This window comes from Amycolatopsis sp. NPDC088138, from assembly GCF_044741685.1.
Lineage (GTDB): Bacteria > Actinomycetota > Actinomycetes > Mycobacteriales > Pseudonocardiaceae > Amycolatopsis.
Genome location: NZ_JBIUTB010000007.1, coordinates 65543 through 90849 on the forward strand (window position 1 = coordinate 65543; position 25307 = coordinate 90849).

The window sequence follows — 25307 nt, forward strand, 5'->3', positions numbered from 1 at the left end:
CTTCAGCCCCCCATCAGGGTCTGGACCATCGATTCACCGAACTTCTGCGCCACCGGGCACGGGTCCGAAGCGCCGGCGCCGTTGTCGTACTGCACGAGGATGTTGACCGTCAGCTCGTCGGTCACCGCGACGAACAGGCCGCACTTGCCGTCCTTGCGGTCGTCCGCCGCCGCGGCGTAGACGGCGGGGTACCCGCTCACCTGCGTCTCGTCGAAGTAGGCGTCGTTCGCCTTGGTGTCGTAGACGTCCTGGAGCCCGTTCTTGTTCGCCGTCACCGTGGTCACGTCGATCTGGTTGCCCGGGTCGGCGGCCTCCTGGAACGTGCAGCTCGGGCCGTTGCCCGTGCTGCGCGGGGTGCCGTCGCCGAGGCTCAGCGCGGAGCGCCCGGTCGCGTTGAGCGTCGTGCAGGCGTCCGAGGTGATGTTCCCGGCGTTCAGCGGGCTCGGCACGCGCGGCGCGGAGCCGGCGGCCGGCTGGGAGGCGTCACTGCTGCTGGGCTCGGCGGACGGCGCCGGGTTGGCGGTGCCCCCGGTCCGGCTCGAGCAGCCGGCGACGGCGAGCACGGCGAAGGCGAGTGCCGGGACGGCGAGAAGTCGTCGGTTCACGTGGCCTGGTTCCCCGTCTTCGAAAGGCCGGCCTGCGTCTCCGACTCGTTGGTGGTGATCTTCTTCTTCGCGGCCGTCAAAGCCTCGATGTAGTTCTTGACGTAGTCCTGCATCTTCTTGTTCTGCTCGAGGAACGCCTTGCCGGACGGGTTCGCGAGCTTCTCCCAGTCACCGCTGGCGAACTCCTTGCCGGGCGCCTTGACGTTCGCCATCAGGTTGGCGTCGTCGTAGTCGCGCTTGAGGTCGGCCTGGAGGTCCTGCCACTGCTTGATGATGCCGTCGATCTTGTCCGCGTCGAACGTGAAGCCGCCGCCACCGGCCGGCGCGGACATGTTGACCTCGTTACCCATCCGGATCCATCCCCTTCGCGTCCCCGCCCATTCTCCTACGACGTGGCCGTGGTGTCCGGGGTTCCCCCGAAACGCGTGAAGGCGGGCCACCCACCAGGGGCGGACCCGCCTTCACGACGTGCCAGGTGCTACTTGGCCTTGACCTCGAGCCGCACCTCGACCTTGACGTCCGGGTGGAGCCGGGCGCCGACCGAGTGCTTGCCGACGGTCTTGATGTGGTCGCGCAGCTCGATGACGCGCTTGTCGAGCAGCGGGCCACCGGCCGCCTTGATCGCGTCCACGATCTCGGCCGACGTGATCGAACCGAAGAGCTTCTTCGAGCCCTCGGCCGACTTGCCGGTGAGCTGGATGGCGCCGAGGCCCTCCAGCGTCGCCTTGATCTCCTTGGCGTGGTCGAGGTCGCGGATGCGACGGCTCTCCTGCGCGCGCTGGATCGTGCGGACGTTCTTCTCCGCGCCCTTGGTGGCCGCGATCGCGTAACCCCGCGGGAGCAGGTAGTTGCGCGCGTAGCCGTCCTTGACCTCGACGACGTCGCCGGGGCCGCCCAGGTTGGCCACGTCGGTGGTGAGGATGATCTTCGCCATCTCCGTGCCTCCTAGCGCGCGGTCGAGGTGTAGGGCAGCAGTGCCATCTCGCGGGAGTTCTTGACCGCGATGGCGATGTCACGCTGGTGCTGGCTGCAGTTGCCGGTGACGCGACGGGCACGGATCTTGCCGCGGTCGGAGATGTACTTCCGCAGCAGGTTGGTGTCCTTGTAGTCGATCAGTTCCGGGCGGCCCTTCTTCTCGGCCTTGCAGAACACGCAGACCTTCTTCTTGGGCTTGCGAATGGGTGGCTTGGCCACTGGTTACTCCTGGAATTTCAAATCTTGTGGATGTGTACGAGATCAGAAGGGGGGCTCGTCCGAGAAGCCGCCACCGCCACCGCCGCCACCGGCGGGCGGGGCCGAACCCCACGGGTCGTCGGCGGGCATGCCGCCGCCGCCACCGCCGCGGTTGCCACCGCCGCCGCCGCCTCCGCCGCCGAAGTCACCACCGCCGCCACCGCGGCTGACCTTGTTGACCTTGGCCGTGGCGTAGCGCAGCGAGGGGCCGATTTCGTCGACCTCGAGCTCGACGACGGTGCGCTTCTCGCCTTCCTTCGTCTCGAACGACCGCTGCTTCAGGCGGCCCTGCACGACGACGCGAGCGCCGCGGGTCAGGGATTCGGCGACGTTCTCCGCCGCCTGGCGCCAGATGTTGCAGCGCAGGAACAGCGCCTCGCCGTCCTTCCACTCGCCCGACTGCTTGTCGAGCGTGCGGGGCGTGGACGCGACGGTGAAGTTCGCGACCGCCGCACCGGACGGGGTGAAGCGCAGTTCCGGGTCGGACGTCAGGTTGCCGATCACCGTGATGACGGTGTCTCCAGCCATCGGGAATACCCTTCGGCTCAGGCCTTGACGGCGACGGGCGGCTTGGCCGCGGCGCGCTTGATCTCGCGACGCATGACCTTGGTGCGGAGCACGGTCTCCTGCAGCGAAAGCTGGCGGTCCAGTTCCTTCACCGCGTCCGAAGACGAGTTCAGGTCCAGCAGGGCGTAGATGCCCTCCGCGTGCTTCTTGATCTCGTACGAAAGCCGGCGCCGGCCCCAGACGTCGACCTTCTCAACGCTGCCACCCGAAGTGCGGATGACGTTGAGGAAGGTGTCCAGCGTCGGAGCGACAGTGCGCTCGTCGAGCGTGGGGTCCAGGATGACCATTACCTCGTAATGGCGTGACACAACCACTCACCTCCTATGGGCTCGCGGTCACGGACTGTCCGTGACAGGAGGGTTTGTCCAGGTAAGGCTACCTGGGGGGTACGACAGAGCCCGACAGCGGGGTCTCCGGGGGCTCAGCCGGCGCGGCGCAGGACCCAGGTGCGCACGAGGCCGGCCGTGACGCCGGCGAGCACGATCACCGCGAGCAGCATCGGCAGCTGGACGTCGTCCGGGCCGACGGGCGAGGACAGCGACTGCGCGTTGCCGGCGTCGCGGACGTCGGCACCCTGGCCGGCCTGGTCGCCGGCACCGACCTGCGGCGCGGTGGCGTCACCGGGGAGCGTGCCGTTGGCCGGGTAGCGCACACCCGGCGCGACGGCGGTGCCCGCGGTCGCGGTGGGGATGCCGCCGTAGTCGCGCATCGGCGCGGTGCCGCCGCTGCCGCCCGCGGTGCCCGGATTGAGGTTCGAGAGGTTCCCGGTCGAGCCGCCGGGTCCGGCCGCGGTGCCGCCGCCCTGCTGGGCGCCGGTGCCGCCCGCGCCCGGCTGCCCCGGGGTGCTCGGCGCGACGTAGTTGCTGGCCAGCAACGTGAGGTTGCAGCTCTTGGCGACCGTGGTCTCGACGCTGCTCAGCGTCTTGTTCCAGTCGAAGCCGAGACCCCAGGTGCCGGAGTTCGACAGCGCGGTGCGCACCGCCTTGCCGATCGCGGCGCCGGTCGCCTCACCGCCGGCCGAGTTCGGCACCTGACCCACGAGGATCGCGTGGTTCTTGGCGATCGAGTCGCCCGCCCAGCTGCCGACCGCGAGGGTGCCGGCGTTGTTCGCGCCGTTCGTGACCAGGGTCTTCACCGACGCGCCGTCGATCGCGACCTGGTCGCCCATCTGCCCGGAGACCGTGCCGGTGCAGCTGTTGCTCACGACCTGCTGGCTGGCCGAGGCGGTGCCAGCGGACAGGAACGCGCCCCCGGTGACGAAGGCGGCGACAGCGGTGACGGTCAGTGCGCGGCGGGTCGTCTGCCAGGTGGGGATCTTCCGCACGAGCACTGTCCTCCGGAGGGTCATCGGGGCGTGGTCCTGGGCAACAGCAACACCAGGATCAACGACGGGGATACGTGAAAGATACTCGGCAGTCGGCTCAATTAGCAGCGGCCATCCGGCGGAGTACCCAAGTGCGGACCAAGCCCGCGCTGACTCCGGAGAGTGCCAAAACGGCGATCAGGAGCGGGAGATTCGACCCGTTCGTGAAACCGTCCTGCGCGGAGGGTAGTGCTTCGGCGCGTCCCGCGGTCTGGATTCCGGAGTTCCCGGCCGCCGGGTCGTTCGGACCGGTGAGGCCGAACTGCGGGGCGTAACCCGGGATCTGGCTGCCGTACCGGATCGCCGGCGAGGGGGTGAACAACCCGGCCGTCGCGAACGGGATCCCGCTGTAGTCGCGCATCGGCGCGTAGCCGGTCCCGACCGTGAACGGGAAGCCGCCGAACACCGGGCTGCTCGCGAACCCGGGCAGGAGCGGACTGTTGGCGTCCGGGATCGGGGTGCTGCCCTGCGGGGTACCACCCTGCGGCGCGCCCCCGGTCCCACCCTGGGCGGGCGGGTTCTGCTGCGGGTTGCCACCCGAGCCGGGCGCGGGCGACTGCTTGCCGCCGCCGTTCAGCGAGTTGACGCCCTGCTGCACGCCGCTGGTGAGGTCCTGCACGCCCTGGTTGACCGCGCTCGCGGCGGGCGCCCCGATCACCGGGACCGGTGACACAACGGTGTTCACCACGGTCACGGTCACCTTGCAGAGCGTGCCGAGGATCGAGTTGATCGTGCCGGTCAGTACCTGGGTGCCCTGGGTGACGATGCCGAGGTTGAGCGGGAGGCCGAGGAGCGGGGTCGTGCCCTGGACCGTGTCGCCGGGTTTCGCGGTCACGCTGCCACCGCAGGGGACGGTCTTCGTCTCGGCCGCGGAAGCGGTGCCGGGCATCCCGAGCACTGCCGAACCCGCGAGGACGAACGCCGTCGCACCGACCGCCGTTGCTCTGCGTGCCCGGTTCTCCATGCTCGCCGCCCCTTGTCTCGTGCCCTCTGCCCAGGACAACGACGTTAAGGCACTCGAGTGACGCCCGCTCGCTCAGGAATGTCCGGCATTCGAGTGGAAGCGGGCGTCACCGTGGGTGAATCTCAGGCGGGGTTGCGGCGGATCCAGGCGCGGACGAGGGCCGCCGCGACGATCGCGAGGGCCAGCACCGCGAGCAGCATGGGCAGCTTCGCCGGCGGGGTGACGCCGGGCAGCGCCTCGGCCGTGCCGGACTTCTGCTCGTCGACCGTCGGGACCTGCTGACCGGGGATGATCTGGGCGATCACCGGCGCCTGGACCAGGCTGCCGGGCAGGAGCGCGGCGTTGGTGAAGATGCCCGAGATCGCGTCGCCGGGCAGGCCGGCGCCACCGGAACCGCCGGTGATCGGGCCGGTGCTGTCGCCGGGCGGGGTCTGCCCGGGCGGCGTCTGACCGGGAGGAGTCGGCGGGGTCGGCTGCTGGGGCGGCGGCGGTGTTCCGGGCGGCACGGGCAGCGTCGGCGCGCCGACGCCCTGCAGGAGGCCCTGGGTCGTGTTCCCGACCGCGTTGACCGCGCCTTGCCCGACAGGGCAGACGGCCTTCGCCGCGGCGTCGCCGACCACCGGTACGTCACCGATGCCGAGCGCGCGCACCGTGTCGCCGACCGGGAGGGTCAGCAGCGGGTTCGAGCCGTTCGTGTTCTTCGCGCTCGAGTCGAGGCCGACGGTCAGCCGGTCCGGGGAGTTGAGCGGGGCGCCCGCGTCCAGCAGCAGGCCGGTCTTCGCGTCGCGGGCCTGGCCGTTCTGGAGTGTGGCCGCGCAGTCGCCGCCGAGGGTCGGGCTGGAGTCCGCGCTCGCCACGCCCGGTGCCGCGAACGCGGCCGACGCGGCGAGAGTGAACCCCAGTGCGGTGATCCGGGCGACGTGCTTCCCCATCGATGCCCCTCCGGCAGTCGGACCAATCTGGATCACGGAACGCGCTCACGGTACTCCACGAGCGTCACCAACTGGTTCACCAAGTCCGAAGTTCATCCCGGAGTAGCGTGCTCGGCATGCTGATTGGCGCCCACGTCCGTGACGACGACCCGTTGACCGCGGTGGCCGACCGCAAGGCCGACGTCGTCCAGTTCTTCCTCTCCGACCCGCAGGGCTGGAAGGCCCCGAAGCCGCACCCGTACGGCGAGGCCATCCTGGCCGACCCGGTCGAGGTGTTCATCCATTCGCCGTACCTCATCAACGTCGCCTCGCTGAACAACCGGATCCGGATCCCGTCCCGCAAGAACGTCACGCAGCACGCGGACGGGGCCGCCGCCGTCGGCGCGAAGGGCCTGATCGTGCACGGCGGGCACGTCGGCGACACCGACGACGTCGAGGTGGGCCTGGACAACTGGCGCAAGCTGTTCGAGCGCGAGCAGGAGAAGGGCGGCTTCAAGGTCCCGATCCTGATCGAGAACACCGCCGGCGGCGAGAACGCGATCACCCGCGACCTCGAGGTCATCGCCCGGCTCTGGGACAAGGTCGGCGAGTTCGGCGCCGGGTTCTGCCTCGACACCTGCCACGCCTACGCGGCCGGCTGGGACCTCGCGACCGCCGTCGAGAAGGTCAAGGCCATCACCGGCCGGATCGACCTGGTGCACCTGAACAACTCCCGCGACGAGTTCGGCTCGACCCGCGACAGGCACGCGAGCGTCGTGGACGGCGAGGGCACGATCGACCCCGAGGCACTGGTCGCGGTCGCCCGCGAGGCCGGTGCCCCGGTGATCGTCGAGACCCCGGCCGACGGCCAGGCCGCCGACATCGCCTACCTGAAGGAACAGCTCAGCTAGGGACGGCGACGGCCTTCCGGCGGCGGCGGGTGGCGTTCGGGATGATCACGTCCCGGGCGCCGTCGAGGAAGCCGCCGGCCGGGTCGTCGTCACCGGCGATCCGGACCAGGTCGGTCGCCGGGTGGTAGATCTCCCGGACCACCAGCACGCACAGCCCGACGACGGCCAGGTCGCGGACCACGACCGTGCCCAGGAACCAGCCCTCGGGCAGGCCCTTGTGGTCGACGCCGAGGTAGTAGAACATCCGCGGCACCCAGACCAGCGCGTCGATCAGCATCCAGCCGAGCAGCAGCCGCCAGCGCGGGATCGCCAGCACCGCCAGCGGCACCAGCCACAGCGAGTACTGCGGGCTCCACACCTTGTTGGTCAGCAGGAACGCGGCCACGACGAGGAACGCGAGCTGCCCGAGGCGCGGTCGCCGCGGCGCGGCCAGCGCGACGTACGCGATGCCCGCGCAGCAGGCCAGGAACAGCACGGCGATCGTCCAGTTGAGGTAGGTCGGCGTCTGGTTCTTCTGCAGCACGCCGTCGAACCCGGCCCAGCCGGTCGTGTACGAGAAGACGTTGTAGAGCGAGTCCGGGTCCATCGGCCGCAGGGTGTTCATCCGGAAGAACTCCCACCAGCCGCGGGTCGCGGTGAGGATGAACGGCGCGTTCACCGCCACCCACGTCACGACGGCGGCCGCCGCGGTGCGCCAGAACGGCGTCAGCTTCCCCGCCCGCAGGCAGAGCACGAACAGCACGCCGAGCAGCAGCAGCGGGTAGAGCTTCGCCGTCGCGCCCAGGCCGAGCAGGAGCCCGGCGAGCAACGGCCGTTTCCGCGACCAGGCGAGCAGGCCGGTGGCCGTGAACGCGGTCGCGATCGTGTCGAAGTTGGTGAACGCGTGCACCAGGACCAGCGGTGACGCCGCCACCAGCACCATGTCCCACGGACGGCGTTTCATCGTCCGCCCGGTCGCCCAGACGGTGATCAGCCAGGCCATCGACAGGAAGAACGCGGTGATGTCGAAGTAGATCGCCACGGGTAACGCGCCGGGTAGCCAGCCGGACTCGGCGACGTTGAGCCAGCCGGCCGCGAGCTTCGCGTTCGCCCACTGGAAGAGCCCGGTGAACACCGGGTACTCCATGTACCGGGTGTCGTTCTCCGCGGTCTGCGAGCTCTCCTTCCACGACGTGTAGTACGGGAAGGTGCTCGGCCGGTCGAGCCGCTCCGAGCTGTAGAGCGGCACGATGTCGGAGTAACACATCGCGACGAACGGGCGGCCCGCGCGCCAGTCGAGCTGGGTGGCGCCGCTCGAGTCCTGGTACTGCTGGATGCAGGAGCCCTTGCCGAACCAGCAGAGCATCAGGGCCAGGGTCGCCAGCAGCAGGCCGACGCGCTGCGGGGACCAGAACCAGTGCCTGCCGACCGCGGCGTGCTCGCCGAGCGGGCCGCCGACGGGTCTGGTGACCGCCGCCGCGAGTGGGTCGTTCCGGCTCGGGACGACCCGATCGGCCCTGCTCAGCGTCACGGGGCCGGGGTCCGGCTCGCGCGTGGTCTCCTCTGGCACGACCGGGATGTTATCGGTGATGGCCCGACGCCGAAGTGAAGGCGACGATCATGCCGGATTCGCGTAGTACGAGGCCAGGACCTCGGCGGCCGCGCCGCGCGTGACGATCTCCTCGCCGAAGGAGTCCTCCACGACCTCGATGCGCTGCCAGTGCGGCAGCGGGAGCAGCTCCTCGAGCCGCTCGGAAACGGCGTCACGGTACGTGCCCGGTTCGTCCCGCACGGCGCGTCCGGCCAGCACGATCCGTTCCAGATCGAGCACCTGGACCAGGTCGGCGAGGCCGATCCCGAGGAAGCCGGCGGCGGTGCGCGTGTCGGGTGCCTGCTTGGCCATGATCTCGACGCAGCCGCGCCGCCCGCAGGCGCAGCGGGGGCCGTCGTAGGCGATCGTGGTGTGCCCGAACTCACCAGCGTTGGTCCGCGGCCCGCGGTAGAGCCGGCCGTCGATCAGCAGGCCGACACCGATGCCGGTGCCGACCAGCACCACCGCCGTCGCCGTCGGCTCGCCGTGCGGCCACAGCTGGGCGAACGCGGCGGCGTTGGTGTCCTTGTCCAGCAGCACCGGCAGCCCGGTGCGCTTCTCGAGCAGATCGCGCAGCGGGACGTCGTGCCAGCCGGGCATGCTCGTCGCGTCGCGGACCAGGCCGGCGATGTGGTCCAGCGGGCCGACCGCGCCCAGGCCGAGGCCGAGCACCGGGAAGCCGTCGGCGAGTTCGAGCGCGGTGGCGCCGATGGCCTCGACGGCCTGCTCGGGGGTGAACCCGACCGGGAGCGGGCCGCCCGCCGTCTCCTCGACCTCGCCGATGAGGTTGGTCCGCAGCACCCGGTACTCGTCGCGGTCGAGGCGCGCGCCGAGCGCGTGCCGGGCGCTGGACCGGACGGTCAGCTGCGTGCGGGGCTTGCCGACGCCCACGGACGGCTGACGTTCCTCGTCCAGCAGGCCGGCGTCGAGGAGTTCGGGCACGATTTTGGACACGGCCTGCTGGGTCAGCCCGGTGCGTTCGGCGAGCTCGACCCGGCTCAGGCCGCCGGCTCGCAGGATGTGCGCGAGCAGGAGGGCGCGGTTGTGCTCACGCACGTTGCGCAGGTTCCTCCCGGTGGCCGCCATGGACTAGATCTTCGCACGCCTGGTCAATTTCGCAACACTGTTGTTTAATGGGCCCCATGGCTGACGACTTGCGGGTGGGCATCCTCGGGTACGGCATCGGCGGACGCGTCTTCCACGCACCGCTGGTGGCCGCGACCCCCGGGCTGACCCCGGCCGTGATCACGACGTCGAGCAACGCCGTCCAGGCCCGGACCGACTACCCCGGCGCGGAGATCGTCCCGGACGCCGACGCGGTGTTCGAGCGCGCGGGCGACCTCGACCTGATCGTCGTCAGCACCCCGAACCGCACCCACGTGCCGCTCGCGCTGCGGGCCATCGAGGCCGGCGTGCCGGTGGTCGTCGACAAGCCGTTCGCGCCGACCGCGGCCGAGGCCGAGCGGGTCGTCGCCGCGGCGAAGGCGGCGGGCGTCGGGCTCACCGTGTTCCAGAACCGGCGGCTCGACTCCGACTTCCTCACCGTGCGCGAGGTGCTCGACTCCGGCCGGCTCGGCGAGGTGTTCCGCTTCGAGTCCCGCTACGACCGCTGGGTGCCGAAGCCGAAGGACAACTGGCGCGAGTTCGGCGACCCGGCCGAGGCCGGCGGCCTGCTCTACGACCTCGGCGCGCACATCGTCGACCAGGCGCTGCAGCTGTTCGGCCCGGTCACCCGGGTCTACGCGGAGGCCGACCGCCGCCGCGCCGGCGTCCAGGTCGACGACGACGTGTTCGTCGCGCTGCACCACGCGAACGGCGTCCGGTCCCACCTGTGGGCGACGGCGCTCGCGGGCACCCTGAACCCGCGGTTCCGCGTGCTCGGTGACCAGGCGACGTTCACCAAGTACGGCCTCGACGTCCAGGAACCCCAGATCAAGACGGGCATGCGGCCCGGCGACGACGGCTGGGGCGTGGAGCCGGCCGCCGACGCGGGCACGATCGGCGTCGGCAACGACCTCAAGACCGTGCCCACCCTGACCGGCCGCTACGAGCAGTTCTACGCCCAGGTGCGCGACGCGCTGCGCGGCGAGGGCGAGTTCCCGGTCGACCCGGAGTCGTCGGTCGCCGCGCTGCGCGTGATCGAGGCCGCGCACCGCTCCGGCGTCGAAGGAACCGTCGTCGAGCTCTGACCCCCAGACCGGCCGTGACCTCGGTAACCCCCAGTACTGGGGTCACGGCCACCTTCTTCCCCGCTCAGCCGCCGCCCGGGTCCGGGTCGCCGCTCTGACCGGAGTCGTTCCCGTTGCCCGTGCCGGTGTTCCCGGTGGTGTTGTTCCCCGTGGTGTTGCCGTTGTTGGTGCCGCCGTTGCGGTTGCGCTGCCGGTCCTGCAGTTCCTGAAGCCGTTGCTGGAACTGGCGGAGCTGGTCCTGCTGCTGGCGGTTGCCGGGCTGGGCCTGCTGGTTCTGGTTCCGTGGGTCGCGCTGCTGTTGTTGTTGCTGCTGTTGCGGTTGCTGCGGCGGCTGCTGGACCTGGACCTGGTCCACCGGTGAGCTGATCGCCGCCACGCGGTCGAAGCGTTCGGCCGGCTTGCCCTGCAGGTACAGCTGCATGAAGCGGTCCCAGATCGGGCCGGCCAGCGTCGACCCGAAGATCGGGGCGCCCGTCGGGCTGCGCAGGGCCTTGTCCCCGTCGCTGCCGACCCAGACCGCCGCCGAAACCGAAGGTGTGTACCCGACCATCCACGTCTGGGCGTTCGCGTTGGCCGCCGACGCCGGTTCGTCGTTCTGCGGGGTGTGCTGCTGGGTGCCGGTCTTGCCCGCGCACTCGTGGCCCGCCGGGCAGGTCAGGCGCGAGAACTGGATCACCGGGGCCAGCGCCGCCGTCACGTTGCCGGCGATCTGGGCGCTGCGGGCCGCGTCGTTGTCGGCGAACGCGTCCGTGGACCGGCTCTTGGCCTCGTACGCCGTTTCGCCGTTCGCGTTGGTCACCTTCTGCACGAAGTGGCGCTCGCGCTGGACGCCGCCCGCGGCGAACGTCGCGTAGCCCGTGGCCATGTCCGCCGGGGTGACCTGCGTGCCGCCACCGCCGATCGAGATGTTGTTGTCGCCGGTGAACAGCTCGCTGCGGCCGCCGTTGTCCTTCGTCCGGACACCCGCTTCCTGCGCGGCTTCCGCCACCCCGGACGGCTTCGTCACGTTCAGCACCATGTCGTAGAACACCGTGTTCGTGGACCGCTGCATCGCCTCCGCGACGGTGCACTGATCGGAGCAGCTGCTGCTGTCACCCGCGTTGCGGATCGGCAGGTCGACACCGGGGAACGTGCGGGGTGAGGTGCCGTCGAACCGCGCGTCGAGGCCGCGGCCGAGCTTGAGGAACGCCGCGAGGTCGAACGGCTTCATCGACGACCCGGGGTTGTGCGGCTCGTCCGCCCAGTCGCGTCCGGCCTGGTCCTCGCCGTTCGGGCCCTTCACCACCGGATCGCCGCCGTAGTAGGCGAGCACCCCGCCGGTCTTCGGGTCGACGGCGACCAGCGCGTCGAGGATCCGGTCGTCGGTCTGCTCGGCCATCCCCTCGGTCACGGCCTGCTCGGCCGACTGCTGCGCCTGCGAGTCGATCGTGGTGAACACCTGGAACCCGCCGCGGTAGTACTCCTGCTCGCTGATCCCCTGCGCCGCCAGCTCCGCCTTGACCTGCTTCTTGACGAACGGGTTCAGCGCGCCGGCCTGCTTGCTCTCCACCAGCGGGATCGGGGCCGGGAACTTCGCCCCGGCGCGCTGGGCCGGTGTCAGGTAACCGTTCTTGAGCATCCGGTCCAGCGCCGTGGTCCAGCGGGCCGTGGCGACGGCGGTGTTCTCCGAGCGCCCCGGCTGCTGGATGAGGCCGGCGAGCAACGCGGCCTGCGAGTAGTCGAGCTGGCCGACGTCCTGGCCGAAGTACGCCTGCGCGGCGGCCTGGATGCCGTACGCGCCGCGGCCGAAGTAGATGATGTTGAGGTAGGCGGTGATGATGTCCGCCTTCTCGTAGGTCTGGTTCATCTTGAACGACTTCGCGAGCTCGGTCCACTTCCGCGTGAGCGTCGGATCGTCGTCGCCGGAGGCGTTCTTGATGTACTGCTGGGAAATCGTCGAACCACCGCCGGACCCGCCGGTGACCTGGTTGTACGCCGCCCGCAGGATGCCGCCGACGTCGAAGCCCGAGTTCGTCTCGAACGACGCGTCCTCGGTCGCGATCACGGCTTTCTTGACGACGTCCGGGATCTGGTTCGCCGCCAGGATCTGCCGGTTCCCGCCGGTGGGCACGTCCTTGCCCATCTCGGTGCCGTCGCTGAACAGGTACGTCACGGCCTGGCCCTGCGCCTGCGCGACGGTCTCCGGCGACGGGACGTCGACGGCCAGGTAGGTGATCACGAACGCGATCGCGGGAACGACGAAGAACAGCCCGGCCACGACGTAACCGATCCGGCGGATCCGCCGCCAGCGCCGTTTCCGCACGTCCTGCTCGGTGCTCGGCCGGGGACGGCGCGGCGGCTGGCCCGGGCGCTGCCGGATGATCGGCACCGTCGGCGGGTCGTCCGGCTCGGTGCCGTTGTGGACGTGGTGGGTGATCAGCTCCGGTTCGCTGCCCTGCAGCCCGGCGCGCGGCAGCGGACGGGCCGACGGCCGCCGGGGACGGCGGCGCGGATCGGGAGCGCGACCGCGCGAAGTGCGGGTTCGGTCGTTGGTCACGGGCCGGCCTCCACGGTGGGCTGCGGACGCAGTCCTCTCGGAGGGCACACGTACCGCGGCCCACCGTGGTTCAGGCCGTCAGTTGCCCGGATCGTCTCCCGAGGTCGGCGTTTCCTTCGGGGTCGACGACTTCGTGTGCTTCGGCGTGCTCTCCTGCGACGACGACTGGTTGCCGTGCCCGTGGTCGTTGCCGTCGTTCCCGCCGCCGTTGTCACCCTGGTCGCCGCCGTCGTCGGCGTTCTCGTCCGTCGGCGTCGATTCGGTCGTCGTCGCGACGTCCGAGGACGGCGGCGGCGCGACCTCACCACCGATGCGGTCGACCTTGTCGAACTTCTCGCCCGGCTTGCCGGCCAGGTAGAGCGACATGAACTTCTGCCACATCGGGCCGGCGATGGTCGAGCCGTAGATCGGCGAGTTGTTCTTGCCGTGCAGCGGCTTGTTGCCGTCGCCGCCGACCCAGGCCGCCACCGAGACCGACGGCGTGTAGCCGACCATCCACGTCTGCGAGTTCGCGTTCGCCGCCCAGGCCGGCTCGCCCGCGGTCTTCGTGTGCTGCTGCGTCCCGGTCTTGCCGGCGCACTCGTGGCCGGCCGGGCACTTCAGCTTCGAGAAGTCGATCACCGGCTTGAGCGCCTCGGTGACGTTCCCGGCGATCTGGCGGCTCTTGTCCGAGTCGCTGTCGAACGCCGACTTGGAGTCCGTCGAAGCCTCGTACGCGACCTCGTTCTGCCCGTTGACGACCTTCGTCACGAAGTGCCGGGCCCGCTGCTCGCCGTTGGCCGCGAAGGTCGCGTACGCCGAGGCCATGTCCACCGGCGTGATCTGGGTTTCCCCACCGCCGAGGGAGATGTTGTTGTCCTTGGTGGAGATGATCGACTGGCCGCCGTCGTCCTTGGTCGTGACGCCGGCTTCCTGCGCGGCCTGCTTGACCGGGCCCTGCTTCGTCTGGTTGAGGACCATGTCGTAGAACACCGTGTTCGCCGAGCGCATCATCGCCTCGGAGACGGTGCACTCCTTCGAGCAGCTGCTGCCCGGGCCGGCGTTGCGCACGACACGGCCGTCGAACGTGCGGTTGTTGGAGCCGTCGAACGTCGCGTCGAGGCCCTTGCCCATCTTGAGGAACGCCGTGAGGTCGAACGCCTTCATCGACGAACCCGGGTTCTGCGGGGTGTCGGCCCAGTCGCGCCCGGCCTGGTCCTGGCCGTTGACCTGGACGATCGGCTTGCCGCCGTAGTAGGCAAGCACACCGCCGGTTTTCGGGTCGACCGCGACGAGCGCGTTGAGCAGCTGGTCGTCGACCTGGCCCTTCATCGCGTCGGTGGCCGCCTGTTCCGCGGCCTGCTGCGCCTTCGGGTCGATCGTCGTGTGCACCTGGAAGCCGCCGGAGTAGTAGCGGTCCTCCGGGATGTCGTGCGCGGCGAGCTCGTCCTTCACCTGCTGCACGACGAACGCGGGCGGCGCGCCGGCCTGCTGCTTGCTGTCCTCGAGCGGGATCGGCGTCGGGAACTGCGCCGACTGGCGGTCGGCCGCGCTGATGTAGTTGTTCTTCAGCATCCGGTCGAGCGCGGTGGTCCAGCGGTCGTGCGCGACCTTGTCGTTCTCCGACCGGCCCGGCTGCTGGATCAGCCCGGCGAGCAGCGCCGCCTCCGAGTAGGTCAGGTCCTTCGCGTCCTTGTGGAAGAAGGCCTGCGAAGCCGCGCCCACCCCGTACGCCCCGCGCCCGAAGTAGATGATGTTCAGGTACGCGGTGATGATGTCCTTCTTCTCGTACGTCTGGTTCATCTTGAAGGACTTGGCCAGCTCGGTCCACTTGCGCGTCAACGTCGGGGCGTCGTTGTCGGTGGCCTTCTTGATGTACTGCTGCGAAATCGTCGAACCGCCGCCGGTACCGCCGGTCGCGTTGTTGAACACCGCGCGCAGCAGGCCGCCGACGTCGAAACCGGAGTTCGTCTCGAACGAGTCGTCCTCGGTCGCGATCGCCGCGTGCTTCATGATGTCGGGGATCTGCTCGGGGCTGAGCAGCACCCGGTTCCCGCCGCGCGGCACGTCCTTGCCCATCGGCGAGTCGTCGGCGTAGAAGTACGTCACCGCCTGGCTCTGGTTCTGCGCGACCTCCGTCGGCGACGGGACGTCGACCAGGAAGTACGTGACGACGAACGCGATCGCCGGGAGCACGAGGAACACCCCGACGAAGCCGTAGCCGACGCGCCGGATGATCTTCCAGCGCCGCTTCTTCCGCTGTTCCGGGGTGAGGACCGGCTTGCCGTCGGCGTCGGGCTCCGGGTCGTCGTAGCCGTCCGCTTCCTCGTACGCGTGGTGCGTCATCAGCTCGGGCCCACCGCTCATCGGCGGCGGCTCCGGCCGGTTGCCGCGCGGCTGCTGCCACGGCTGCTGCGGCTGACGCGACGGTGGCTGCTGCTGCGGCCGTCCCCCAGGCGGAGTCGGCGGGCGGCGTGGGCCCTGGCCGCGGGGCCCCTGTGGTCCGGACGGCCCCTGACGGCGCGGATCAGGACCCTGGCCGGGCCAGGAGCGGGATCGATCGTCGGGCACGGGGCGGTCCTCCAGTCAGCACGGGACGGCGATAGCCGCCATCCCCTGTTGGAAGGGACGCGCGTGAACCCCGCGGGTTGCCGGATGACAGCGGAGGCGTGCTTTGCGTTCGATGCCAATCGGGAGGCTCGTCGCCAATCGGTGCGGGCCGGGGGCGTGTGACCAGGCATCTTGCTTCACGAAGGGACCAGCTGAGCCTGGTTGGGCAGTGGCGCGTCGTGTCCAAGCCGACCGCGTGATGGGTGTCCTTGGTGCCGGCGCGGAAAACCCAGGTGGAGCTGGAACTGGTCTGCTTGGCCGCGGAGGTGACCGACAGCTTCCCGCTGGAGCGAGTCCGGGGACGCCTCGACATCCTCGGCATTCCATTTCCGACTGGTCAGGGTGAATCTTCGATGTGGCGCAGGTGTTCTTCTCCGGTGGCGAAAAACCTGTCCAGGTATTCCTTTGGGGAGAGTTCACTGTCGCGAATCTGTGAGAACACTTCTGCCCCGGAACCGAGTTCGATGTCCTCGTCGAGGGCATAGCCCTGGGCGAACCCGAGATAGGTGAGCTCATTGCCCGACACCGCATAGTCGGCAGCTTCGCTCTCGGCCAACTCGACGGCCTCCTCCATGCTGGTCGCCCGCCAGAGGGTGATTCGTTCCTCGTAAGGCTTCTCTTCGTAGCTGATCCACTGGAACAGGCATCGGACGCTGTACCAGCGCCCGCCCTCGGTCGACATTGCTGCTCTCCTCGTACACGGGCAGACCGGAGTTCACGCTGTCGTCGCTGAAATTGCTCCGGTTGTTTTCCTTCCGCTTTTGCGCATCGCGATCACCCTGGAACTCTTCGCCCTGCTTTATCTTCTGTCGAGCGCTTCCCGGAACGAAATCAGGGCCCTCCGCGCTCGCGGAGGGCCCTGATCCAGGAAGTGCTAACCCGGGCCGGCGCCCGGTGGCGAGGCGACTCCGCCACCACCTCCGCCGAACGTGTTGCCGATGCCGGGATCACCGGGTCCACCCGGACCGGGCCGGGTCAGCGTGGGCCGGCTCGGCTTCGTCGAGGTGTTGGTGTCGGTGTCCGTCGGCTCGGTGCTCGTCGTCGTTTCCGGGGTGGTCGGTGTCGTCGTCGTGGTCGGCGTCTCCGACGGCGGCGGCGGGGTCGACGTCACCGTCGCGGCGTCCTTGCCGATCGGCGCGACCTTGTCGAACTTCTCCGCCGGTTTGCCCTTGAGGTAGAGGTTCATGAAGTTCTGCCAGGTCGGACCGGCGATGGTGGCACCGAAGATCGGCTTGTTCTTCGGGTCGTGCAGCGGCTTGTTGCCGTCACCACCGACCCAGACCGCGGCCGACACGGACGGCGTGTAGCCCACCATCCACGTCTGCGCGTTGCGATCGCCGTACGCCTTCGGGTCGCCGTCCTTCGCCGTGTACTGCTGCGTCCCGGTCTTGCCGGCGCACTCGTGGCCGGTCGGGCACTTCAGGTTCGAGTGCTTGATGACCGGCCCCAGCGCCTCGGTGACGTTGCCCGCGATCTGCTGGCTCTTCGACGCGTCGTCGTCGAACGCCGGGTTGGTCTTGATGTTGTTCTCGTCGAACTCCACCTCGTCCTGGCCGTTCGTCAGCTTCGAGACGAAGTGCTGCTCGTGGTACGTCCCGCCGTTGGCGAACGAGGAGTACGCCGCCGCCATGTCCTCCGGCGTCACGGCCGTGCCACCACCACCGAGCGAGATGTTGTTGTCGTCGGTGTAGAGCACGCTCTTGCCGTCCGGCGAGACCTTGACCCCGGCCTCCTTGGCCGCTTCCGCGACCCGCGACGGCTTCGTCACGTTCAGGACCATGTCGTAGAACACGGTGTTCGCCGAGATCTCCATCGCCTTCGCGACGGTGCAGTCCTTGCCGCAGCTCGCGCTGTCACCCGCGTTCCGGACCGTGCGGCCGCCGAGCACCCGGTTGTTCGAGCCGTCGAACGTCTCGCCGAGGCCCTTGCCCATCTTGAGGAACGCCGTGAGATCGAACGCCTTCACCGACGAACCCGGGTTGCGTGCCTGGTTGGCGCGGTCCTGGTTGATCTGGTCCTTGCCGTCGGCGTCCTTCACCAGCTCCGGCCCGCCGTAGTAGGCGATCACCCCACCGGTCTTCGGATCGACCGCGACCAGCGCGTTCAGCAGGTTCTCGTCGGTCTGGCCCTTCATGCCCTCCTGGGAGGCCTGTTCCGCCGCGGCCTGCGCCGCCGGGTCGATCGTGGTGTGGATCTTCGCGCCGGTGGAGAACAGCTTGTTCTCGTCATAGCCCTTGGCCGCCAGCTCGTCCTTGATCCGCTGCTGGAGCTGGTAGGTCATCTTCCCCGAGTCCTGCTCCTTGTTGGAGTTCCTCGGGATCGGCGTCGGGTACTGGGCCGCGGTCCGCTCGGCCTGGGGCAGCCACTTGTTGGCCACCATCTGGTCCATCACGTACGTCCAGCGTTTCTGGGCGTACGCCTCGTTCTCCGAGCGACCGGGCCCCTGGATCAGGCCGGCCAGGAGAGAGGCCTCGGAAGCGTTGAGGTCCTTGGCGTCCTTGTTGAAGTACGCCTTCGCGGCCGCCTGGATGCCGTTGGCCCCGCGTCCGAAGTAGACGATGTTCAGGTAGGAAGTGATGATCTCTTCCTTGGACTGCTGGTTGTTCATCTTGAACGACTTCGCCAGCTCGGTCCACTTGCGGGTCAGGGTCTGCTGGTCGTTCTGCGTCGCCTGCTTGATGTACTGCTGGGAGATCGTCGAACCACCACCCTGGCCGCCGGTCACCTGGTTGAAGACCGCGCGCAGGATGCCGGTGACGTCGAAGCCCGAGTTGGTCTCGAACGTCGCGTCCTCCGCGGAGTACACGGCGTGCTTGACGACGTCGGGGACCTCGCCCGGCTTGAGCAGCTGGCGGTCGCCGCCCGGCGGCAGCTCGCGGCCCATGACCTGGCCACCCGCGTCGTAGTAGGTGATCGGCTGGCTCTGCAGCGCCTTGATGCTCTCCGGCGTCGGCACGTCCACCAGGAAGTAGGTGATGACGAACGCGATCGCGGGCACCACGAAGAACAGTCCGACGAAGACGTAGGCGCAGCGGCGGATGATCTTCCAGCGGCGCTTCTTCTTCTGCGCCGGCGTCAGGACCTTCTTGCCCTTTTCGTCGAGCTCTTCCTGGGGCTCGACGTCGTCGGCGTACTCGTTGAAGGCGGCGTCGTCTTCGTAGCCGTCGTCGTACGGGTCGCGGCCGAAGTCGTCGGTGCCGTTGTGCGCGTGGTGGGTGATCAGGTCCGGTTCACGCCCGGGCGGCGGGACCGGACGGCGGCCGGGGGGCGGCTGCCGGAAGCCCTGCGGGGGCGAGCCGGGCGGACCCTGCTGGGGCCGCTGCCCGGGAGGCGGCGGCACCGGCCGCCGCGCCGGCATGCCCTGCTGGCGGGCACGCTGCGGACGCCGGGCCGGCTCGTCGGCGGGCCACTGCGGGCCGCCTTCGTCGCCGGCCGGCCACTCCGGGGTGCCACCACGTCCGCTGGGGACGCCACGAGGAGGCGTACCGCGCTGGGGGCGGCGGGGGGCCTCTTCACCGGGCCAGGCCGGGCCGGGGTCCTCCCCGGGCCACGGGCCCGACTGGGCACGGCGAGGTGCATCTGGCTCCTGGCCGGGCCAGGAGCGGTTGCGATCGTCGTTCACGAATGGGCCTCCCAGACCGGCGCCCGGTAGTGCGCCGTTCTGCGCTCTTCAGCGGTTGTGTTCCAGCTCACCGGCCCGCGGTCCTTCGCGGACCGTCGGCAGGCTCCCCCGTACCGAGGACGTACGACCGGACCAGGTGGTTCCAGTGGCACGCACGGCACACCTCGACGTCGTACACGGTGAACTCGGCGAACCGGCCGGCCATCCTGGCCAGCTCTTCGGGGGTCCTCGCCGAGCCCGCGACATGCTTGAGTTCGTCACCGTAGACCCAGGACACCAGGGTCAGCGGTTCCTGGCGGCAGATCGGACAGGGCTGGTCACCGGCCCGGCCGTGGAACTTCGCCGCCCGCAGCAGGTACGGGCTCGCGTCGCAGGCCTCATGGCTGCCGACGCGCCCGGAGCGGACTTCGGCCAGCAGCGCACGGCGCTGCAAGGCGAAGTCCACGACCTGCCGCTGGTTAATCACCAGGACAGAGTACGGGCTCTTCCTGTGTGGTCCACGCCCCCTAGCGTGACCTGTCTCGCGGTCACCGGGGACACGCCGGACGTTCGATAACTCTCCGGTGAATTTCGCCCACGATGCGCTGAACTCGCCTGTTGGCTTCGCCACTTCGATGTATCGGGGCGATATAGTGGCTGAGTAGGTTGGACCGAGGCGATCATTCGGAGCAACGCCGGTCGCCGAGGTTTGTTCCCGGAAGGGGGTGCACGTGCTGGAGTTCGCGATCCTGGGTCTTCTGCACGAAGCGCCCATGCACGGGTATGTGCTGCGCAAGCGGCTGCACGAGACGCTCGGCACGCTCCGGACGTTCTCGTACGGCTCGCTGTACCCGACCCTGCGGCGGCTGCTGCGGGCCGGGTACCTGGTCGAAGAGCTCGACGAAGCCGACGACCGCGCGTGGTCCCGGCGGGGCCGCCGGGTCTACAAGCTCACCGCGGAGGGCAAGGAGCGCTTCGGTGAGCTGCTCGGCGACGCCGGGCCGCAGACCTGGGACGACGAGGGGTTCGGTGTTCACCTGGCCTTCTTCTCGCGGACCCCGGCCGACGTGCGGATGCGGATCCTCGAAGGCCGGCGCCGGCGCGTCGAAGAGCGCCGCGAGGGTTTGCGGGCCGCGCTGGCCAGGACCGAGGAGAGGATCGATCGCTACACCCGCGAGCTGCACCGGCTGGGTCTGGAGACCAGCGAGCGGGAGGTGCGCTGGCTCAACGAGCTCATCGCGCACGAGCAACACGAACAAGCCGAGCGGCAGGGTCCCGAGACCTGAGCCGTCCGGCCGCGCCGCAGCGTCGCGGCAGACCTACTGAAGAGACACGGATTGAAGGAGAAACCCCCCATGGGCGAGAACCGCCGCGTACGGGTGGCCATCGTGGGCGTCGGCAACTGCGCGGCGTCGCTGGTCCAGGGTGTCCAGTACTACCGCGACGCGGATCCGGCCACCCGCGTCCCCGGCCTGATGCACGTCGACTTCGGCGGCTACCACGTCCGCGACATCGAGTTCGTGGCCGCGTTCGACGTGGACGCCAAGAAGGTCAGCCGTGACCTGTCGGAGGCGATCTTCGCGTCCGAGAACAACACCATCAAGATCGCCGACGTGCCGCCGCTCGGCGTCACCGTCCAGCGCGGTCACACCCACGACGGCCTCGGCCGCTTCTACCGCGAGACGATCGAGGAGTCCGACGAGACCCCGGTCGACATCGTCGCCGCGCTGCGTGAGGCGAAGGCCGACGTCCTGGTCTCCTACCTGCCGGTGGGCTCCGAGGTGGCCGACAAGTTCTACGCGCAGGCCGCGATCGACGCCAAGGTCGCGTTCGTCAACGCGCTGCCGGTGTTCATCGCGTCGGACCCGGAGTGGGCGCAGAAGTTCACCGACGCCGGCGTCCCGATCGTCGGTGACGACATCAAGTCCCAGGTCGGCGCCACCATCACGCACCGCGTGCTGGCCAAGCTGTTCGAGGACCGCGGCGTCCAGCTCGACCGGACGATGCAGCTCAACGTGGGCGGGAACATGGACTTCCTGAACATGAAGGAGCTGGAGCGGCTCGAGTCGAAGAAGATCTCGAAGACCCAGTCCGTCACCTCGCAGGTCGACCGCGACCTCGGCAAGGGCAACGTCCACATCGGCCCGTCGGACTACGTGCAGTGGCTCGACGACCGCAAGTGGGCCTACGTCCGGCTCGAGGGGCGCGCCTTCGGTGACGTGCCGCTGAACCTGGAGTACAAGCTCGAGGTGTGGGACTCGCCGAACTCGGCGGGCATCATCATCGACGCCGTCCGCGCCGCGAAGATCGCGCTCGACCGCGGCATCGGGGGCCCGATCCTGTCGGCCTCCTCCTACTTCATGAAGTCGCCGCCGGAGCAGTACGACGACTCGACCGCGCGCGACGCCGTCGAGAAGTTCATCCACGGCGACCTGGAGCGCTGAGACCCAAAGCCGTGAAGGCCACCTTGAGGGACTCAGAGTCCCTCAAGGTGGCCTTCACGGCTTTTGCGCATCTTCTTCGCGTGGTGCACTAAACCGGTGGGGCGGGGTGGGCGTGAGCGTGATGTGAGTGCGAGCGTGGGGGAGAGCGTGCCGGGGGATCTGGGCGCGCCGACCTTCCACGCCCTCTTCCGGGAGTACTTCGGCCAGATGACGAGATTGGCGCACCTGCTCGGCGCGGACGACGCCGAGAACGTGGCGCAGGAAGCCTTCGTCAAGCTCCACCAGCGCTGGGACACCCTCACCGACCACACGCGGGTGGCGGGTTACCTCCGCACCACCGTGGTGAACATGTCCCGGTCGCGGACCCGGCACCTGCGGGTGGTCCGCCGGACACCGCAGGAGCGCCCGGCGGACGAGCTGTCGGCCGAGGTCACGGCGGTGGCCAACTGGGAACACCAGCGGATCCGCGCGGTACTGGGCAAACTGTCCAGGAGACAGCGTGAGGTGCTGGTGCTGCGCTACTGGCTGGACCTGAGCACGGCGGGCATCGCGGAGACCCTCGGCATCTCGCCGGGCACGGTCAAGGCGACCACCCACCACGCGATGGAGAACCTGCGCAAGCACCTGGGGGACGACCTGGGAGGTGAGCGATGACCGACCTCGAACGCAAACTGGCCGAGACACTGCGGGAGCAGGGCGGGGAGGTCACGCCGAACCTCGACGCGGCCTGGGCCGAGCAGCAACGCCGCCAGCGAAGGCCGCAGCGCCGACGCCGGGCCGCGGTGTGGATCGCCCCGCTGGCCGCGGTGCTGGTGGTGCTGACCAGCGTCGCGATCGCCACGCAGGTCCCGACGTCCGCGCCCACGGCTCCGGTCGCGCCGGCGAACACGCCGGGCACGATCCCGCTGGCCAAGCTCACCTACCGGCCGATGGGCGAGCTGCAGGTGACGGGGACTCCGATCACCCTTCGCGACTTCCCCGGCCAGACCGATGTCTGGACCTCGTACGCGTTTTCGGCCGTGGTGGCCGGCACGCCGCAGTTCTGCGTCGGCGCGGTGCCGAAGGGCGCGCCGCTCGACCCCGCACAGCCGCAGTTCGGGACGATGTCCCCGGTCTGCGGGGAGGAGGTCGGCGGGGCGACGTTCCTCGCCGGGTACTTCGCGGAGCCCGGGGGCCCGCTCCCGGCGGGCCTCGCGGTCTACCTCACCGTCCCGGGCGTGGCCGACCTGCGGATCTACGCCGCGTCCGGCGACATGACCTTCGCCAAGCCGGTCGGGCAGTTCTTCGGCAACCAGGTCTTCCTCGCCGACCTGGGGAGCAGCGGCGCACCGGCGCGGTTCCAGGTCCGCAAGGGCGCCGCGGTGGAGAACGGCCGGTTCAGCTGATTCCCAGCGCACCCGGCAAGCCGGTGATCGTCTCCACCACCGCCGTCGCCTGCTTCAGCACCTCGGGGTCCGGCGGGAAGTGCGGGTTCGGCACCGCGTAGACCGCCATCCCCGCGGCCAACGCCGACCGCAGCCCGTTCGTCGTGTCCTCCACCGCCGCGCAGTCCGACGGCGCCACGCCCAGCAGCTCCGCCGCCCGCAGGTAGACGTCCGGTGCCGGCTTCCCGGCCCCGACCTGCTCCGACGACACCGCCGCGCCCACCGGCAGGCCCGTGACGTCGAGGAAGCCCTTGATCAGGATCACCGGCGACGAGCTCGCGATCGCCACCGGCCAGCGCTTCGCGACCTGGCGCACGACGTCGACCGCGCCGTCGATCAGCGGCGGCTGCTCGGCGTACCGGGCGGCCATGCGCTTGACCACGACCGTCGCGATCTCGGGTGGCGTGAGCTGTGCGCCCAGCTCTTCGACCAGGTAGCGGGCCCATTCCGGGGTGCTCATCCCCTGTTGCGCCCGCGTCGCCTCCTCGCGCCAGGTGCCGCCGTGCTCGGCGACGACCGCCCGGCGGACCTCGTCCCAGATCCGCTCGGAGTCCACGAGTACACCGTCGAGGTCGAAGATCACCGCGTCCATGTCCCTGAGCGTAGCCTGTGAGACGAGTTACTTAGCCACCCTTACTAATATTTGTTAGCATAGCTAAGTGACTTCCCCGATCGCCGATCTCGCCCACCGGCTGCGGCCGCTGGTCTTCCGGCTGTACCACCAGGTGCGCCGCACGACCCCGCAGCTGACGCTGACCCTCACCCAGGGATCGGTGCTGAGCGAGCTGGTCAACGGCGGGCCCCGGCGGATGAGCGCGCTGGCGGAGTTCGAGCGGGTGAAGCTGCCGTCGATGACCGACGTCGTCAGCCGCCTCGAACGCCTCGGTCTCGCCACCCGCACGCCGGACCCCGCCGACCGGCGGGCGGTGCTCGTGGACGTCACCGACGAGGGTCGTCGCTTCTACGCCGAGATGGTCACCGCCCGCGAAGAGTTCCTTCGCGAACGCCTGATCGCGATGGACGACGCCGACCGCGCAGCGATCGAAGCCGCCCTGCCGGCTCTCGCCAAGCTACTCATCGAAACGAAGAAAGAAGCACTGATCAGTGATGAGCGCTGAACACCACTCGAGCCTGCTGGACGCCGTCAAGGGCCAGCCCAAGCAGGTGTGGATCACCGCGTTCGCCGCGGTCATCGCCTTCATGGGGATCGGCCTGGTCGACCCGATCCTGCTGTCCATCGCCAAGGGCCTCGACGCGACGCCGTCCCAGGTCACCCTGCTCTTCTCGTCCTACCTCGGCGTCCAGGTCATCGCGATGCTGGTCACCGGCGCGGCGAGCGCGAAGTTCGGCCCGAAGCGCACGGTGCTCGTCGGGCTGACGCTGATCGTCGCGGCCACCGCGCTGTGTGCGGCCGCCGGGTCGATCGAGCAGCTCGTCGGGCTGCGCGCGGTCTGGGGCCTCGGCAACGCGTTCTTCATCGCGACGGCGTTGTCCGTGATCGTCGGCGCCGCGACCGGCGGCCAGTCCGGCGCGATCCTGCTCTACGAAGCCGCTCTGGGTGTCGGCCTGTCGGTCGGCCCGCTGCTGGGCGCCCTGCTCGGCAGCATCTCCTGGCGCGGCCCGTTCGTCGGCACGTCGATCCTGATGGCCGGCGCGCTCGTGCTGTGCGCGATGTTCCTGAAGAGCGACAAGCACGAGAAGCGTGATCCGATCAAGCTGCTCGACCCGCTTCGCGCGTTGAAGCACACCGGTCTGCTGCGCACCTCCGTCGCTTCGGCGCTGTACACCGCCGCGTTCTTCGCGGTGCTGGCCTGGTCGCCGTTCGTCCTCGGCTGGAGCGCCGTCGCCGTCGGCCTGATCTTCTGCGGCTGGGGCCTGTGCGTCGCCGTCGCCGGGGTCGCCCTCGCGCCTCGACTGGCCGCCAAGCTCGGTGAACGCCACGCCGCCGCGGCCGCCGTCTTCGGTTACGCCGTGCTCATGCTGGTGCTGGCCGTGCCGAGCAAGCCGGTGCTGGTCGCCGGGATCATCGTCTCCGGACTCGTGTCGGGTCTGCTGAACACCCTGTTCACCGGCACCGCGATGTCCATCAGCGACGCGCCGCGCCCGGTCGCCAGCGCGGGCTACAACTTCTGCCGCTGGCTCGGTGGCGCCGTCGCGGCGACGCTGGTCGGGCACGTGGCCGAGTGGTTCGGTTCGCCGCAGGCGCCGTTCGTCGCCTCCGCCGTGCTGTGCGTGATCGCCGGTGGCCTGCTCTCGCTGCGGGAGAAGAAGGCCGACCCGCACACCGTCCCGCGGGAAGCGGCGCTGGTCGGCGGCGAGGAGTTCTGACGAGGAGCCAGTACATGCGACGTTCACCTGAATGTCCGCATTGACTGGTTTGGGAGACTTACGGTCGGTTCG

Annotated in this window: 25 protein-coding genes; 8 read left to right on the top strand and 17 right to left on the bottom strand. The window is 69.7% G+C overall.

Annotated elements, in window-relative coordinates; all coding sequences use genetic code 11:
- Window positions 1–2 precede the first annotated feature (2 nt).
- The 9 genes from ACIOD2_RS36785 to ACIOD2_RS36825 form a co-directional block, all read right to left on the bottom strand.
- On the bottom strand, window positions 3–605 hold the full coding sequence (locus ACIOD2_RS36785) for a DUF3558 domain-containing protein (RefSeq protein ID WP_400549078.1): 603 nt from the start codon (window positions 603–605) through the stop codon (window positions 3–5).
- The gene (locus tag ACIOD2_RS36790; RefSeq protein WP_400549081.1) at window positions 602–955 is read right to left on the bottom strand and encodes a hypothetical protein; all 354 of its coding nucleotides are present in this window, start codon (window positions 953–955) and stop codon (window positions 602–604) included. The genes ACIOD2_RS36785 and ACIOD2_RS36790 overlap by 4 nt, the downstream gene beginning before the upstream one ends.
- Window positions 956–1083: 128 nt before the next feature.
- A complete protein-coding gene (gene rplI / locus ACIOD2_RS36795) occupies window positions 1084–1539 on the bottom strand; it encodes a 50S ribosomal protein L9 (protein ID WP_323325143.1) in 456 nt (151 codons plus the stop codon).
- 11 nt (window positions 1540–1550) lie between these two features.
- Entirely contained in the window at window positions 1551–1799 is a 249-nt protein-coding gene (rpsR, locus tag ACIOD2_RS36800) for a 30S ribosomal protein S18 (RefSeq protein WP_003098744.1), read from the bottom strand.
- 42 nt (window positions 1800–1841) lie between these two features.
- A complete protein-coding gene (locus ACIOD2_RS36805; protein WP_400549086.1) occupies window positions 1842–2366 on the bottom strand; it encodes a single-stranded DNA-binding protein in 525 nt (174 codons plus the stop codon).
- A 17-nt stretch (window positions 2367–2383) separates the two neighbouring features.
- Window positions 2384–2713 (bottom strand): 30S ribosomal protein S6, encoded by a 330-nt coding sequence (gene rpsF, locus ACIOD2_RS36810; protein WP_400549089.1) that lies wholly within the window; start codon window positions 2711–2713, stop codon window positions 2384–2386.
- Window positions 2714–2826: 113 nt separating this feature from the next.
- Window positions 2827–3735, bottom strand: coding sequence for a hypothetical protein (locus tag ACIOD2_RS36815; RefSeq protein ID WP_400550610.1), 909 nt, complete (start codon window positions 3733–3735; stop codon window positions 2827–2829).
- A 91-nt stretch (window positions 3736–3826) separates the two neighbouring features.
- A complete protein-coding gene (locus tag ACIOD2_RS36820) occupies window positions 3827–4732 on the bottom strand; it encodes a hypothetical protein (RefSeq protein ID WP_400549092.1) in 906 nt (301 codons plus the stop codon).
- A gap of 122 nt (window positions 4733–4854) precedes the next feature.
- A complete protein-coding gene (locus ACIOD2_RS36825) occupies window positions 4855–5664 on the bottom strand; it encodes a hypothetical protein (RefSeq protein ID WP_400549095.1) in 810 nt (269 codons plus the stop codon).
- A gap of 116 nt (window positions 5665–5780) precedes the next feature.
- Here ACIOD2_RS36825 and ACIOD2_RS36830 point away from each other — a divergent pair, with 116 nt between their 5' ends.
- A complete protein-coding gene (locus ACIOD2_RS36830) occupies window positions 5781–6554 on the top strand; it encodes a deoxyribonuclease IV (RefSeq protein ID WP_400549097.1) in 774 nt (257 codons plus the stop codon).
- Here the strand turns inward: ACIOD2_RS36830 and ACIOD2_RS36835 are convergent.
- Entirely contained in the window at window positions 6547–8103 is a 1557-nt protein-coding gene (locus ACIOD2_RS36835; protein WP_400549099.1) for a glycosyltransferase family 87 protein, read from the bottom strand. The two genes, ACIOD2_RS36830 and ACIOD2_RS36835, sit on opposite strands and share 8 nt — an antisense overlap.
- A 48-nt stretch (window positions 8104–8151) precedes the next feature.
- Window positions 8152–9210, bottom strand: coding sequence for an ROK family transcriptional regulator (locus ACIOD2_RS36840; protein WP_400549102.1), 1059 nt, complete (start codon window positions 9208–9210; stop codon window positions 8152–8154).
- A gap of 56 nt (window positions 9211–9266) precedes the next feature.
- Between ACIOD2_RS36840 and ACIOD2_RS36845 the strand changes: the two genes are divergently transcribed.
- Window positions 9267–10313, top strand: coding sequence for a Gfo/Idh/MocA family oxidoreductase (locus ACIOD2_RS36845; RefSeq protein ID WP_400549105.1), 1047 nt, complete (start codon window positions 9267–9269; stop codon window positions 10311–10313).
- Between the two features lie 64 nt (window positions 10314–10377).
- Here the strand turns inward: ACIOD2_RS36845 and ACIOD2_RS36850 are convergent, their stop codons facing one another.
- From ACIOD2_RS36850 to ACIOD2_RS36870, 5 genes are all read right to left on the bottom strand, one after another.
- On the bottom strand, window positions 10378–12849 hold the full coding sequence (locus ACIOD2_RS36850) for a transglycosylase domain-containing protein (protein ID WP_400549108.1): 2472 nt from the start codon (window positions 12847–12849) through the stop codon (window positions 10378–10380).
- 78 nt (window positions 12850–12927) lie between these two features.
- Entirely contained in the window at window positions 12928–15195 is a 2268-nt protein-coding gene (locus ACIOD2_RS36855) for a transglycosylase domain-containing protein (RefSeq protein WP_400549110.1), read from the bottom strand.
- A 580-nt stretch (window positions 15196–15775) separates the two neighbouring features.
- Window positions 15776–16120, bottom strand: a complete 345-nt coding sequence (locus tag ACIOD2_RS36860) for a hypothetical protein (protein ID WP_400549113.1) — start codon at window positions 16118–16120, stop codon at window positions 15776–15778.
- 192 nt (window positions 16121–16312) lie between these two features.
- Window positions 16313–19060: a transglycosylase domain-containing protein gene (locus ACIOD2_RS36865; RefSeq protein ID WP_400549120.1), complete on the bottom strand. Its 2748-nt coding sequence runs from the start codon at window positions 19058–19060 to the stop codon at window positions 16313–16315.
- Between the two features lie 67 nt (window positions 19061–19127).
- Window positions 19128–19526 carry a DUF5318 domain-containing protein gene (locus ACIOD2_RS36870; protein ID WP_323325117.1) on the bottom strand — a complete coding sequence of 133 codons (399 nt, stop codon included), beginning with the start codon at window positions 19524–19526 and terminating at the stop codon, window positions 19128–19130.
- Between the two features lie 244 nt (window positions 19527–19770).
- Between ACIOD2_RS36870 and ACIOD2_RS36875 the strand changes: the two genes are divergently transcribed.
- The 4 genes from ACIOD2_RS36875 to ACIOD2_RS36890 all read left to right on the top strand — a co-directional run bounded on the left by ACIOD2_RS36875 (window position 19771) and on the right by ACIOD2_RS36890 (window position 22868).
- Window positions 19771–20325: a PadR family transcriptional regulator gene (locus ACIOD2_RS36875; protein ID WP_323325114.1), complete on the top strand. Its 555-nt coding sequence runs from the start codon at window positions 19771–19773 to the stop codon at window positions 20323–20325.
- Between the two features lie 69 nt (window positions 20326–20394).
- Window positions 20395–21483, top strand: a complete 1089-nt coding sequence (locus tag ACIOD2_RS36880; RefSeq protein ID WP_400549125.1) for an inositol-3-phosphate synthase — start codon at window positions 20395–20397, stop codon at window positions 21481–21483.
- A gap of 123 nt (window positions 21484–21606) precedes the next feature.
- Entirely contained in the window at window positions 21607–22137 is a 531-nt protein-coding gene (locus ACIOD2_RS36885; RefSeq protein WP_400549128.1) for an RNA polymerase sigma factor, read from the top strand.
- The gene (locus ACIOD2_RS36890) at window positions 22134–22868 is read left to right on the top strand and encodes a hypothetical protein (protein ID WP_400549131.1); all 735 of its coding nucleotides are present in this window, start codon (window positions 22134–22136) and stop codon (window positions 22866–22868) included. Before ACIOD2_RS36885 ends, ACIOD2_RS36890 begins: the two co-directional genes overlap by 4 nt.
- Here ACIOD2_RS36890 and ACIOD2_RS36895 read toward each other — a convergent pair.
- Window positions 22861–23499, bottom strand: a complete 639-nt coding sequence (locus tag ACIOD2_RS36895; protein WP_400549134.1) for an HAD family hydrolase — start codon at window positions 23497–23499, stop codon at window positions 22861–22863. The genes ACIOD2_RS36890 and ACIOD2_RS36895 overlap by 8 nt on opposite strands.
- Before the next feature lie 67 nt (window positions 23500–23566).
- Between ACIOD2_RS36895 and ACIOD2_RS36900 the strand changes: the two genes are divergently transcribed.
- Together ACIOD2_RS36900 and ACIOD2_RS36905 are read left to right on the top strand one after the other, a co-directional pair.
- Complete coding sequence (locus ACIOD2_RS36900; protein WP_400549137.1) at window positions 23567–24025, top strand: MarR family winged helix-turn-helix transcriptional regulator; 459 nt, start codon at window positions 23567–23569, stop codon at window positions 24023–24025.
- Window positions 24015–25235, top strand: a complete 1221-nt coding sequence (locus ACIOD2_RS36905; RefSeq protein WP_400549140.1) for an MFS transporter — start codon at window positions 24015–24017, stop codon at window positions 25233–25235. The genes ACIOD2_RS36900 and ACIOD2_RS36905 overlap by 11 nt, the downstream gene beginning before the upstream one ends.
- Window positions 25236–25307 lie beyond the last annotated feature (72 nt).